At 58.5% G+C, this 12389-nt stretch carries 15 protein-coding genes; 7 read left to right on the plus strand and 8 right to left on the minus strand.

Translation table 11 applies throughout. The annotated features are described in order from the left end of the window. Positions 1 to 32: 32 nt before the first annotated feature. Both FHW77_RS09465 and FHW77_RS09470 read left to right on the plus strand, forming a co-directional pair. On the plus strand, positions 33 to 536 hold the full coding sequence (locus FHW77_RS09465) for an RrF2 family transcriptional regulator (protein ID WP_004439813.1): 504 nt from the start codon (positions 33 to 35) through the stop codon (positions 534 to 536). Between the two features lie 107 nt (positions 537 to 643). Further along, complete coding sequence (locus FHW77_RS09470; protein ID WP_004439812.1) at positions 644 to 1105, plus strand: carboxymuconolactone decarboxylase family protein; 462 nt, start codon at positions 644 to 646, stop codon at positions 1103 to 1105. 26 nt (positions 1106 to 1131) lie between these two features. Here the strand turns inward: FHW77_RS09470 and FHW77_RS09475 are convergent, their stop codons facing one another. The 3 genes from FHW77_RS09475 to FHW77_RS09485 all read right to left on the minus strand — a co-directional run bounded on the left by FHW77_RS09475 (position 1132) and on the right by FHW77_RS09485 (position 3527). Further along, positions 1132 to 1773, minus strand: coding sequence for a YitT family protein (locus tag FHW77_RS09475; protein WP_004439810.1), 642 nt, complete (start codon positions 1771 to 1773; stop codon positions 1132 to 1134). A 71-nt stretch (positions 1774 to 1844) separates the two neighbouring features. Continuing rightward, complete coding sequence (locus tag FHW77_RS09480) at positions 1845 to 2456, minus strand: YitT family protein (protein ID WP_006698960.1); 612 nt, start codon at positions 2454 to 2456, stop codon at positions 1845 to 1847. 129 nt (positions 2457 to 2585) lie between these two features. Continuing rightward, positions 2586 to 3527, minus strand: a complete 942-nt coding sequence (locus FHW77_RS09485) for a class I SAM-dependent methyltransferase (protein ID WP_004439808.1) — start codon at positions 3525 to 3527, stop codon at positions 2586 to 2588. Between the two features lie 167 nt (positions 3528 to 3694). On the opposite strand from FHW77_RS09485, the gene FHW77_RS09490 reads away from it, so the two are divergent. Both FHW77_RS09490 and FHW77_RS09495 read left to right on the plus strand, forming a co-directional pair. After that, positions 3695 to 3961, plus strand: a complete 267-nt coding sequence (locus FHW77_RS09490; protein WP_004439806.1) for a DUF6460 domain-containing protein — start codon at positions 3695 to 3697, stop codon at positions 3959 to 3961. A gap of 1 nt (position 3962) precedes the next feature. Then, the gene (locus tag FHW77_RS09495) at positions 3963 to 4460 is read left to right on the plus strand and encodes a CAP domain-containing protein (protein ID WP_004439804.1); all 498 of its coding nucleotides are present in this window, start codon (positions 3963 to 3965) and stop codon (positions 4458 to 4460) included. A 191-nt stretch (positions 4461 to 4651) separates the two neighbouring features. Here the strand turns inward: FHW77_RS09495 and FHW77_RS09500 are convergent, their stop codons facing one another. Next, a complete protein-coding gene (locus tag FHW77_RS09500) occupies positions 4652 to 5743 on the minus strand; it encodes a quinone-dependent dihydroorotate dehydrogenase (RefSeq protein ID WP_004439802.1) in 1092 nt (363 codons plus the stop codon). Further along, complete coding sequence (locus FHW77_RS09505) at positions 5743 to 6096, minus strand: DUF952 domain-containing protein (protein WP_004439797.1); 354 nt, start codon at positions 6094 to 6096, stop codon at positions 5743 to 5745. The genes FHW77_RS09500 and FHW77_RS09505 overlap by 1 nt, the downstream gene beginning before the upstream one ends. A gap of 241 nt (positions 6097 to 6337) precedes the next feature. On the opposite strand from FHW77_RS09505, the gene FHW77_RS09510 reads away from it, so the two are divergent. Both FHW77_RS09510 and FHW77_RS09515 read left to right on the plus strand, forming a co-directional pair. Continuing rightward, positions 6338 to 6988 carry a response regulator gene (locus tag FHW77_RS09510; protein ID WP_004439795.1) on the plus strand — a complete coding sequence of 217 codons (651 nt, stop codon included), beginning with the start codon at positions 6338 to 6340 and terminating at the stop codon, positions 6986 to 6988. A 112-nt stretch (positions 6989 to 7100) separates the two neighbouring features. Continuing rightward, positions 7101 to 7748: a S24 family peptidase gene (locus FHW77_RS09515; RefSeq protein ID WP_004439793.1), complete on the plus strand. Its 648-nt coding sequence runs from the start codon at positions 7101 to 7103 to the stop codon at positions 7746 to 7748. A 68-nt stretch (positions 7749 to 7816) separates the two neighbouring features. Here the strand turns inward: FHW77_RS09515 and FHW77_RS09520 are convergent, their stop codons facing one another. After that, on the minus strand, positions 7817 to 8569 hold the full coding sequence (locus FHW77_RS09520) for a polysaccharide deacetylase family protein (RefSeq protein WP_004439791.1): 753 nt from the start codon (positions 8567 to 8569) through the stop codon (positions 7817 to 7819). A gap of 26 nt (positions 8570 to 8595) precedes the next feature. Next, entirely contained in the window at positions 8596 to 9894 is a 1299-nt protein-coding gene (uppY, locus tag FHW77_RS09525) for a Wzy-type polysaccharide biosynthesis protein UppY (protein WP_004439789.1), read from the minus strand. A gap of 268 nt (positions 9895 to 10162) precedes the next feature. On the opposite strand from uppY, the gene uppX reads away from it, so the two are divergent. Then, the gene (gene uppX / locus FHW77_RS09530) at positions 10163 to 11467 is read left to right on the plus strand and encodes a Wzx-type polysaccharide biosynthesis protein UppX (protein ID WP_004439788.1); all 1305 of its coding nucleotides are present in this window, start codon (positions 10163 to 10165) and stop codon (positions 11465 to 11467) included. A 42-nt stretch (positions 11468 to 11509) separates the two neighbouring features. On the opposite strand, the gene FHW77_RS09535 is transcribed toward uppX, so the two are convergent. Then, positions 11510 to 12271, minus strand: a complete 762-nt coding sequence (locus FHW77_RS09535) for a transporter substrate-binding domain-containing protein (RefSeq protein ID WP_034496325.1) — start codon at positions 12269 to 12271, stop codon at positions 11510 to 11512. Positions 12272 to 12389: the final 118 nt, after the last annotated feature.

The following is a 12389-nucleotide window of genomic DNA, read 5'->3' on the forward strand; positions in this document are numbered from 1 at the left end:
GATAGCGCAGCAACAGGACATGGAAAAGACCGATGAAACTCGGGGACGGCGTTGAACAGGCCATTCACAGCGTGGGAATGCTGGCGGGACTTTCCGAAGGCGGCGTGTTGTCCGCGGCCGCGCTCGCGGAATTCCACGGCGTTTCCACCAGCTATCTTCTGAAGCACCTGCAATCATTGTCCAGCGCGGGAATAGTTGCCACGGTGCCGGGGCCGAAGGGCGGCTATCGTCTGGCGCGACCGACTGACAAGATCACCCTGCTGGACATCGTTCTGGCCGTTGAAGGGCCGCAGCCGGCTTTCCGTTGCGCGGAAATCCGGCAACGCGGACCAAACCCATTGCCGGGCCGGTATTTCACCAAGCCCTGTGGTATCAATGCAGCGATGTTGAAGGCAGAGAAGGTCTATAGGGCCGAACTCGCCAAAACCACCATTGCCGATATTCTGGGCGATCTTGCCGCCACTGACGATGGTGGAATTGCTGCGCGTGGCTGTGCCTTCCTGGAGTTGAACGAGCGCAAGACAGCAGCGCGCTGAGACTGGAAAACAGGCTCCGAAGAAAAACCGATCTACGCTGGAGGGCTTCGTCGCTTTCCGGACTGATGACGCATGACTTCAAACTGACCCAACCAACGGAGAGACCCATGAAAACCCGTATCAACTACGCCAAAGCATCCCCCGAAGCCTTCAGGGCCGTCATGGCGCTTGAAAATTACGTTCAGGGCAGCGGACTTGAACGCCGTTTCGTTCACCTCATCAAGCTGCGTGCCTCGATCATCAATGGCTGCGCCTTCTGCGTGGATATGCATGTAAAGGAAAGCCGCCATGACGGGCTTTCCGAACAATGGATCAACCTGATGAGCGTGTGGCGGGAATCTCCCGTTTATACACAGCAGGAACGCGCATTGCTCGGCTGGGTGGATGCGGTGACGAAGATTGCTGAGACCGGGGCTCCGGACGATGCCTTCGAAGCGCTGAAAGCACATTTCTCCGATGAGGAAATCGCGAAGATTACGGTGGCCATCGGCGCCATCAACACCTGGAACCGTATTGCCGTCGGTTTCCGCTCGCAGCATCCGGTTGATGCGGCTGCGAAGGCGGCCTGACCTCGCAAACCCGCGACCGGCGGCCGCTACATGGCAATGTAGCGGTCGTTCCTGTGATTGATAGCAAGCGTGAGGTTCATAACCAGTGCTCCGAGAACGGAGCAGATAATGACAAAAGGTGTGGCAACGAAGAATGAGCAGGCCAGCACCATGCCGTCAAAGGCGAGCTGCACGAGGCCGGCGCGCCAGCCGAAACGATCCTGCAGATAAAGCGCCAGAATGCCGAAACCGCCGAGGCTGGTGCGATGACGAAACAGCGCCAGCATGCCCGCCGCAACCGTCAATCCGCCGAAAAGTGCTGCGGCAACCGGATTGATGCTCTGAAAGGCGAAAAAGCCGGGCATATATTCCGACAGCAGCGCTGTCAGAGCGATGGCGCAGAAGGTCTTGACCGTGAAGGCGAGGCCGAGGCGGCGGAAGGCGAGATAATAAAACGGCAGATTGACGAGGAAGAAGACCGTACCGAAGCTGAGGTCGGTGCCGTAATGCACGAGGAACGCCAGACCAACCGTGCCACCCGTCAAAAGACCCGCTGCGGAAAACAGCGTGACGCCGAGCGATACCAGCATGCTGCCCGCAAGAACGCCCTGCGCGTCTTCCAGCAGCGAATGACGATCCGGCGCGGAGGCCCAAAGATTAAGACGCCTTCGCGCGCTCGTATCGTCCATGCCTTGTCCCCTGAATACCAAGCCCTGCCGAGCTATTGCGCTGAAGTGCGGGAGATTTCAACCACCGTCGCTCAGCGCACGACGATATATCTGTCCGAACGGTGATTGATGGCCAGAAACATGTTGAGGACAAAGGCGCCGACGATCGAATAGACAACCGTGACCGGATCGATGACGAGGAAAGCACAGAGCATGACGAAGGCATCGAAGGCGAGCTGGATCAGGCCGGCGCGGATGCCAAAGCGATCCTGAATATAGATGGCCAGAATGCCGATGCCGCCAAGGCTGGCGCGGTGGCGATAAAGCGCCAGCAATCCGTAACCCAGCAGCAGACCACCGAGCAGCGCCGCCCACAGCGGATTGATGCTGTCGATCACCATCCAGCGCGCTTCCACTTCCGTCAGCACCGAAACAAGGCCGATGGCGATGAATGTCTTGAAGGAAAAGGCAAGGCCGAGCCGACGGAAGGATAGGTAATAGAATGGCAGATTGACGAGGAAGAACAGCAGCCCGAAGCTGATGCCGAAGGCATAATGCAGGAGAAAGGCGACACCGGCGGTCCCGCCCGTCAAAAGGCCGACCTTGTTCAGCAGATAAAAGCCGAGCGCCGAGACAATGGCGCCGGTGACGATGCCCTGCACGTCTTCCACCGGCGCGTGTCTGGCCGGATCGGAACTCCACATGCCGTAAACGCTTCTCGTTCTCAAGCTTTGCCCTCGGTTTCTTCATATTTTGCACTGCAAAACGAACCCGATCAAGATGGATACGTAAGGAAGGCTGACCTATCGAGAAAATGGAAAGAAATGAGATGTTCAGACCTTGGCGCGGGCAAGAAAAAGAATGCCGGAAAGAGGTTTTCCGGCATCCTTGCGAATGGTGGTCTTGCGAATTTCCATGAGATCAAAACCCGCCCGTTCCAGAAGACCGCTGACATAGGCTTTCGAATGGGCGTAACGAAGGGATTCCCGCAGAACGAAACCATCCTCCCCTGCCGCATCCTCCACCGAAAAGGCAAAGAAGCCGGAGGGCGCCAACAGGGCGGAAACGAGGTGCATGACGGCTTCGAGACTGCCGAGATACATCATCACATCGGCGGCGGCGACGAGATTGGCGCGCTTCGGCGCCAGGGTCGTGGTGAAGAGCCCCGAAGTTTCAGCTTCGAGGGAAAGATCGGCCTGGCCGAGGTGATCGTAGAGATCTTTTTCCTCCGCCTTGGCAAGCATGTTCTGTGAAATATCGAAACCTTCCAGCCGCTTTGCGAAGGCTCTGATTTCAACGCCGAGGAGTCCCGTGCCGCAGCCGATGTCGACGACAGTGTCGAACACCCCGCCATCCGCCGCCTTCTCGATCAGTTCCGCCAGTTTCTGCGGCACGCTGTAATCGAGCTTTTCGACCAGCGAAGTTTCGAAACGGTCGGCATAATCGTCGAACAGCCCTTCCACATAACGGCTCGGCGGCTGTTCCGGTGTTTCTGCGGCGCCGAGAACCGCAAGCTTCAGTTCGGCTGCAAACAGCCCTTCCTCATCCATCTCGGCGACCTTTTCGTAAGCCGCCACGGCCTTTTCCGTTTCCCCCGCCTTTTCGTGATATTCCCCGAAGCGAAACCAGCCCGCCGTCCACCGTGGCGCTAGTTCCAGCGCCTGTTCCATGAGTTCGGCGGCGGCGGGATAATCACCGCCCTCCGCCAACATGCGGGCATAGTCCGCCCGGCGGTCGGCAATGACGTCACCGGAAGAAAACTGGTTTGGGGCCATTCAAGATTCCTGAGAAGATGCGCGCTGTCATTTATCAAGCCATAAAAAAACTCAAGTCCTATTTCATGGCGCACTCGTGGAATTGGCTGATATGCGCGATATAGTGCGCAAAAACTTGCATCGATGTGGTCCGTTTCATATGTCAGGACAAAACAGGAGACTTGCTGATGGCCGGTGAGGTCAACAAATTGCTGGGCGACACAGTGGCCCGAACAGTGGTGAAGCTGCTCGTGGTTTCACTGCTCGTCGGCTTTCTGATGGCGATCTTCGGCTTGACGCCGTGGAACATCATTTACGGCGCGCGCGACTTCGTCGTCGACCTGTGGCGCAGCGGTTTCCATGCGCTGGGGGCGATCGGCGACTATCTGATCCTGGGCGCCACGATCGTCATTCCCGTCTTCATCATCCTGCGCCTTCTGAGCTATCGCCGCTGACATGACCGACACTTCTCTCCAGACGCTTACACGGCGCGGTTTCGTGCTGCTTTCCGCCGGTTCGGTTCTTTCCGCCTGCGTTTCCGTTCCAACCAACAAGGGCGTACCTTCAGGCACCCGTGATGAGACCGCAGCGGCGCTTCCAATGGTCAACGACCTGCGACGCTCGAAAGGACTTTCGCCGCTTTCCATCAATGGTGCAGCCAGCAGCGCCGCCGCCTATCAGGCCGGACGCATGGTCAAGGCGCAGAAGATGGCGCATCTGATTGGACTGACCGACAGTTTCCTGATCCGAATGAAGGAGGGGAATGTGCCGCTTCCTGCGGCGGAGAATGTGGCCGCCGGTCAGGATAGCGTGGAGCGGGTGGTGAAGGCCTGGATCGGCTCCAAACACCACCTCGAAAACATGCTTGGGCCTTATAACGGCCTCGGCGTGGCGGTCGCCTACGATGCCACCAGCCGCAACCGGCCCTATTGGGCGATGGTGCTCTGCGCCTGAGGTAAAGGGCGGGAAACCACCCTCGTCCCTCGTTCCTGTGCTTGTTACAGGAATCCAGCCGACGCGCGCCTGCGCGGCGGCGAGAGTGTTTTCAGCCCAAGTTCTTGGGCTGGCTGGATCCCTGTGACAAGCACAGGGATGAGGAGGGAGAGCCCCTGAGGAAGCGCTGCCTCGACCTTTCAGGCTCGCTGTCAGCCCAGCTTACGATCCGCCCAGCGGTCAACCGCGCTGTCGCGCAGATCACGGATCGATTCCACGCCCTCACGGGCAACCAGCTTCGACAGGCCCTTAACGATGGCAGATGGCAGACCGGGGCCTTCATAGACCATGCAGGAGTACAGCTGTACCAGATCCGCACCTGCCCTTACCTTTTCCAAAGCCGTTTCCGGGGACGAAACGCCGCCGACACCGATGATCGGCAAATTGACGCCGACGCGACGGCGCACCTTGGCCAGAACCGTGGTGGAGAGCTCGAAGAGAGGCTTGCCGGAAAGGCCACCCGCCTCACCCTTGTGCGGGCTGGCTCGCAGGCCGTCGCGTGAGAGGGTGGTATTGGAAACGATCAGGCCGTCCAGATCATGGGCAAGCGCTTCTTCAGCAACGTCGTCCAGTCCCTCTTCGGTCAGATCGGGCGCGATCTTGAGGAAGACGGGGATGCGTCTGCCGAAACGTTCAGCTTCCGCCCTGCGGCGTTCCAGCACAGCCGAGAGAAGGGCGGCAAGGCTTTCGCGCGCCTGCAGGTCGCGGAGACCGGGTGTGTTGGGGGACGAAATATTGACGGTGAAATAGGATGCGACCGAATAAAACGCCTCGATGCCCTGCACATAATCGGCGATACGGTCTTCACTGTCCTTGTTGGCGCCGATATTGACGCCGACAATGCCACGCAGATGCGCCTGCTTCAGACGCTCCAGCGCAGCGGCATGGCCTTCATTGTTGAAACCGAGGCGATTGATGACGCCCTCATCTTCCACAAGGCGAAAGATACGCGGCTTCGGGTTGCCAGCCTGCGCCCGCGGCGTGACGGTGCCGATTTCAGTGAAGCCGAAACCGAGCTTCAGAAGCGGTCCCGGTACTTCCGCATTCTTGTCGTAACCCGCCGCCATGCCGAGCGGATTGGGGAAGACGAGGCCCGCCACGGTCTGCTGCAGTCGCGGATCGTGCGGCACCATGCAGGTGGGCAGGAAGCCGCTTTTCAGGGCCGCAATGGACAGCCCATGGGCCTTTTCCGGATCGACCAGGAACAGGCCCTTGCGGCCGATCGAGGAAAATAATCCGCTCATCACAAAATCTCCGGAAACTGGTGCTGGCCGTCGTGATCGAGTGCAAGCGGCGTCTCCCAGAGCACGGCGGTCAAGGGAAGAGGCCCATAAAGGTGAGGGAAAAGATCGCCGCCTCTTGAGGGTTCATAGACCAGCTTGTCGCCGAGGGCCGCGCCGTCGACTGCAATCAGCAGCAGATCGGCCTGGCCGGAAAAATGCCGCGCGGCTGTTTCCGCCACCTGCCTGGCCGTGGAAAAATGGATGAAGCCATCGGTCAGGTCGATGGCGGCGCCGTCGAAGACACCCTTTGCCCTGGCCTCGTTCCACAACGTCTCCGGCACGATTTTATAGATGATCGCGGGCGTTTCCTGCATGCGCTCTCCATGGCTTTCCAACCATCGCGGTTTGCCGTAAAGCTAGGGGATTGTCCACAGTTTCCACGGTATTTTTATTGCTGAAAGCCTGAAAGACCGCCTGTCCACAAGCTTTTCCTTGTAAAGAGGAACCGATTGGCGCAACCTTTGGCGGAGGAGCCGGGCGTGTTTCGACCACCGGCAAAGGGAGTGAGTCAATAACTGGAAAAGAACCGCATAATGCCCTTGGGAGGGGGCCAGAATGTCGGAACTTGTCATTATCATTGCAGATGATCATCCACTTTTTCGCGGTGCCCTGAAACAGGCCGTATCCGGCCTCGACGGACACCAGACCATCATTGAAGCCGGTGATTTCGAGGCTGCCAGACGCGCAGCCGCAGCCCGTAACGATGCGGATCTGATGCTGCTTGACCTTGCCATGCCAGGGGTCAGCGGGTTTTCGGGCCTCATGGCGCTGCGCGCAGAGTTTTCCAGCCTGCCGATCGTCATCGTATCGGCGACGGATGACGCGACGACCGTCCGCCGCTCAATCGAACTCGGCGCTTCCGGTTTCATTTCAAAATCCTCCGGCATCGATGACATCCGTGATGGCATCCGCGCGGTTCTGGAAGGCGACCTGTGGGTACCGGCCGGCCATCACGGCGAAAAGGAGCACGATCCGGATGTCGCCGATCTCATCGGCAGGCTGCGAACGCTGACGCCGCAGCAGAGCCGTGTTCTCGGCATGCTGGCAGAAGGCCTGCTGAACAAGCAGATCGCCTATGAGCTCAATGTCTCGGAGGCGACGATCAAGGCACATGTCTCCGCGATCCTGTTGAAGCTCAAGGTGGACAGCCGCACGCAGGCGGTCATCCAGCTCGCCAAGATCAACACATCGGCTCTTGTGGCGTAAGCAAGGATTTTATTCCTTTCCTTACTTTACTCCGGACCGGATATGGTCTAGATTTCGAGGTGTTAACGACAGGAGCTTTTCCGCTATCGGCTCCGTTTGCGGGCTTTCTACCATGCTTTCACATGAGACGATCTGGAGCGCCATCGATACGCTTGCCGAACGCCATCAGCTGACGCCTTCGGCATTGGCGAAGCGTGCCGGTCTCGACCCTACTTCATTCAATAAGTCGAAGCGTTTCGGGCCGGACGGCCGCAAACGCTGGCCCTCGACGGAGTCCGTTTCCAAGGTGCTCGAAGCGACGGGAGCGAGCGTGGATCAGTTTTTCGGTTATGCTTTCGGAAAGGCGCAGACGCGACCTGCCGGTGCGGAAAGTGCCATCCCCCTGCTCGGTTTCGCTCAGGCCGGTTCCGGCGGTTTTTTTGACGACGGCGGCTTTCCGGCAGGTCAGGGCTGGGACGTGGTTGAGTTTCCCTCGTCTCCCGAACGCAAACAGGGAGTCTACGCGCTGGAAGTGCAGGGAGAGAGCATGATGCCGCTTTACCGCGACGGCGACATCCTCATCGTGGAGCCTGGCGCGCAGGTACGGCGCGGCGACCGCGTGGTGTTGAAGAGCCGTGACGGTGAAGTGATGGCCAAGGTGCTGGCGCGGCAAAGCCCCAAGAGCATCGAACTTCTTTCGCTCAATCCTGAGCATCCCAATCGGAGCTTCGAGATGGCCGATGTGGAATGGATCGCCCGCATCATATGGGCCAGCCAGTAGGCCGATAGCCTACACGTCATAATCGCTTTCACCGCGACGGCTAAAAGCGCGCAGCACTGTGCCGTGCCTTAGAGGCCGAGTGCCGTCACCGCCGCGTCAACCGTCATGACTTTTGCGCCACCGGATGCCGCCTTACGCACGAAACCCTGAAACCTGTCTTCCGGGCAACCGTAAAAGCTTGGCGCAGACGACACATCATGGGTAAAAATGACGAGCCAGCCGCCGTTTTGCAGGACGTCGTCAAGCCAGCGATCAGCGGCATCGAGATAGTTCGGATCGGGCCGCAATTCGACGGCAGCAAGATTATGCGGATCGATGCTGCCGCGGTTGATGCCGGGCATGATCCCGCGGGCAGTCCTGAACCTGCGCCGCAGCATGGGCTGCATGAGTGGCGAAGCCATGCCGAAGGGGGTGGAGAAATTCCGCCTGTGGCCGTTCTCGTCGAACGAGGCCAGCACCTTTTCATTACGATCGAGATCCTCTTCCAGCCCTCGCCGTGAAAAGCTTGAGAGTTTGCGATGGGAATAGGTATGGCAGGCGAGCTCATGACCGGCCGTAGCCAGTTCCGAACAGCCCCTAGCGGAAATCATGTCCTGCGGTTCGTCATGCCTGTCGATGAAGACCCCGGAAATATAAAAGGTCCCGCGAACATTCTCGTTTTCCAGAATGCGGGCACCGCTGGTCCAGGCGCTCGCCGGAACATCGTCGAATGTGAAGGAGACAATCGGTTCGGATGTCTCGATCCGCGCCGTCGGTCCAGGGAAATACCGCACCAGCCGGTTATTAACCCGGTCTGCGATCGTTCCGATTTTCTGCGTCATACTAGCCCCCCGGCCCGCCGTGCAAATTACTGTCCCTGTTCCAGTATGTCGTAAGCCTGATGTCTCAAACAATAGATCGCAATAAGAAGAGAAGACCAGATAGGCCCGGTTCCGGTAAAGAAATTACTCTCAAGACAGGAAGAAAGCAGCGCATATACCCAAATTCGCCCAAAAAGCCGCGTCAGGCCGGGATCCGTGCCTCTGTCCACCGCTGTTCGGAAATCATTTGCGGGGATGATCACGAGCCATATGAGAGTGAGGACGAAGGCGGGCAGTCCGCCATTCAAAAGGCTCTCGACATAGCCATTATGCGCGTGAAAGGCCGTGACCGCCCAAGTCTCGGAGATATCGGCCTGTGACAGAAGCCGGTCGCTTGTCCAGAAGGCCTGGAATCCCTGTCCGAAGATCGGCGATTGCGCAAAGGTGTCGAAAGACAGGCGCCATATATCCGTCCGTCCGGTGAACGTGGAATCGATGCCCAGGCTTTCGACGAGGCTCTGTATGCTCGGGAAATAGGTGGAGCCGATTGCAACGATATTGAGAAACGCCAGAAGGCCACCGATCATCAGCAATGTCCGCCCGGCATGCCGCTCCATGACCCAGACCAGGGCGATGGTGACGGGCAAAAGCATCGCTGCAGTTTTCCCGTTGGTCTTCCAGAGAAAAAAGCCGGCCAGCAGCGTGATCGCTATTCCGCCCAGCGTGGACCAGGCATTGCGCAGATAAAGGCCCACCATGAAAAGAATGATCATTGCCGGCGCGGCGGCGTTCTTATGATTGAATATTCCGCGCCAATCGCCTGCAAGCGCCTTCTCATCGAGATCGTAAGGCTGATGGATTGCGCGCGAGCTCAGGAAGATAACCCCGAGATAACAAAGCGCCAGCAGGAGAATGGCGAAAACGGCCATCATCCGGTCGAATTGCCGCCTGTCGCGCGGCATGACGACCAGCACGCTGGTGATAAAACACAGGAGCGCCGTGAAAATCAGGCGCTGCAACGACGTGCCGGGCTCCGCACCAAGGACCGAACAAAGCGCGAGCCAGGAAAAGAGCAGCAGGATTGGCAAGCGGGGCCTCAGCAAAAGCCCCGTCAGACGATGGCGCAGTGCGAAGACACCGAGGATCAGCGCGATCACCAGACCGGTCAGCTGATTGGCGGCGGCGCGCGGCACGGGCGGCGCCGCAAGATTTTCAAAGGGCGCGACCGAAATCCAGATGTAAAGCATCGTGGCGACAAAAAAAATCGCGTCGCGACGGCCGCCCGACAGGGACATGGCACTGCTGTTTTCCGCAGAAATGGACCGCGTATCAGCAAAACGCGGCATGGTAGCCTGCTTCGGGAACGGAAAATCGGATCATGGACCTGCCCTGCAACGAACAACGAAACCCTTCTGAACCGGGCGATGTCCTAATAACCATAAACAGTCATTATCATCATTATTGTGTAATTGCTTTAACCCTCTCTTACCTCAACAGGGCTAAGACAGGAGAAACTGTCATTCATTCAGGTCGTCGGTGTCGAATACCGCCCGGTTGCCGCCCTTTCAGTTCGTAAGACTTTAAAAGGGACAGTCCTTTTGAATTCGCCCGGCAATGCCGGAAAAAACGGAGAATGAGGTGTCGTTGAACACGCCGCGGCTCGGCCATCTTGTCAGACTTGGATTGGCCTATATGGCATCCGGAGGCGCGCTGCTGATGTCCAGCGCCGCCCAGCTCTTGACCTTCGCGCTGCTAGCCCGCCATCTGGGTGTCGAACAATTCGCGCTTTACGCTTCGATCACGGCCGTGACCAATCTGGGCGTTCAGATTTGCGGTATCGGCTCACAGGAATCGCTCATTCGTCGCGTGGCGCAGGATCGCGGCATGTTCCCCGTCATGCTTGGCCACAGTTATCTCCTCAGCGCGGCGACGGGTGTGGTCCTGACGCTCATCGGCATGGTGACGATCCCGGTGTTTTTCCCGACGTCGGAAACGTTGCTGCACACGCTGATCACCACTTTCCTGATCCTGTTCACCAACCTCGTTCTCCTGAAGGTTATTTCGCTTTCCACGCAAAGCTTCATCGCCCATTCCGACTTTGCCTCGGCCAACAAGCTGGAGGTGATGTTTGCCGTCGCCCGCACCATTGCCGCCGTGGTTGCCTGCCTCGTCTTCAAGGTGGAAACGGTCGAGGCCTGGGCACTCTGGAACCTCGCCGCCCACACGATTGCAGCCGTGATTTCCGTCAAGGCAATAGGCAGGCTCGGCCGACCGGTCTTTCGGATCGTTCGGGAGGAAATTCGCATCGGCATCCTGTTTTCCACCCAGTTCCTGTTCAAGGCGGTACGCGGCAATGCCGATATTCTCGTCCTTGGAGCCATCGCCAGTGCGGAGGTACTGGGCAGCTATTCCATCGCCCGGCGGATTCTCGACAGCTCCTATCTTTCCGTCGAGGCTCTGAACCGGCTCATCTATCCCGGATCGGCCTCTGCAGCGCTGCAGGGTATCAGCAAAACCATCGAACGCGCCTATAATGTGCTGAAAGCGGCGCTGTTTATCGCGACCGGCAGTGCGCTGGCAATCTTCATCATCGCGCCCTTCCTGCCGCTTTTATTTGGCGACGAATATGTTTCGCTTCCCACCATCACCCGTGTGCTTTGCTGGGTCGTACTGCCGATGGCGGTGGCCGCTACCGCGCTGGAAGCGTTGGGGGCCTCCGGGCGCCAGGATATCCGCGCCAAGATATGGAACAGCGGCAATCTCATAGGCTCCGTCGTCGTTGCCTTCTTCACCTGGTCTTTCAGCATTTCGGGAACGATCGGCAGCTATTTCATCGTCGAAACCGCCATAGCGGCAGCTGTGTGGGTGGCGCTTCTACGGCTGCGGCGGAGCGAAGAGGCTTTCGCTGCGGTCAAATAGAGCCCGCCTCATTCAGTTGAATCGAGTCGGTCCGGGTCTCTCCTAATAGAGCCCGTAGGGAAAATAACGACGATAGATCTCTTCGAGCCGGCCGTTGCGGGAAAGAGCGGCAAGCGCCTGATCGAAGGCCGGCACCAGCACATTATCCGGATCGACCGTCATGATGGAAAGGCCCTCGCCGAGGAACCTGTCCGACATATAAGGCCCCCCAAAAAGAGCGCAGCAGTCTTCGGATGCGCTTCCTGAAACCCAGAACGGCAAGCGCAGGGCATCGGCAAAGATGGCGTCGACCTTACCGGCCTTCAGAGCACCGTACATGGGTTCGTAGCCGTCAAAACCCTCAACCGCCGCCTTGGGAAAAAATGCCTTGAGCATCTGTTCGTGCCGGGAACCGGTCACCACGCCCACTTTCTTGCCGGACAGTGCGTCGGCGCCGGAGCCGGCAAATTTCGTCGCCTTGTTGACAGCCAGCCGGGCCGGCAACAGAAGATAGGGGCGCGAAAAGGTGAAGCTCTTGCGCAGCTCGGCCGTGACGGCGAGACCGGAAATCACCGCTTCGCCCTCTCCCATCTCCAGAGCCGCCTCCAGCTCGTCAAAGGGTAAGGCCTGTACCTGACATTTGCTCTCCACCTTGAGCTGCGCGCACACCTCGCGAACGAGATCGACATGGAAACCCGCAAGCCGGCCTTCCTGATCGGTAAAATTGAAGGGCGGAAAATCCACCGACATCAAAAACCTGATGCGGGGGACGGAGGAAAGGTCGCCACCGGGAAACCGCTCCTGAGCGTCGAAAAGCACTGGCATGCGGTTCCCGTCCGACAGGCCCTCCGCATGAAGCTTTTCGAAAATACCGACAACTTGCAAAGCGAACACTAAAGTAAAAACAAGAATTATATTTCGCGTTACAATCGTCATTCTCATC

It is taken from the genome of Agrobacterium sp. RC10-4-1 (assembly GCF_014138475.1).
GTDB classification, from domain to species: Bacteria; Pseudomonadota; Alphaproteobacteria; order Rhizobiales; family Rhizobiaceae; genus Agrobacterium; species Agrobacterium pusense.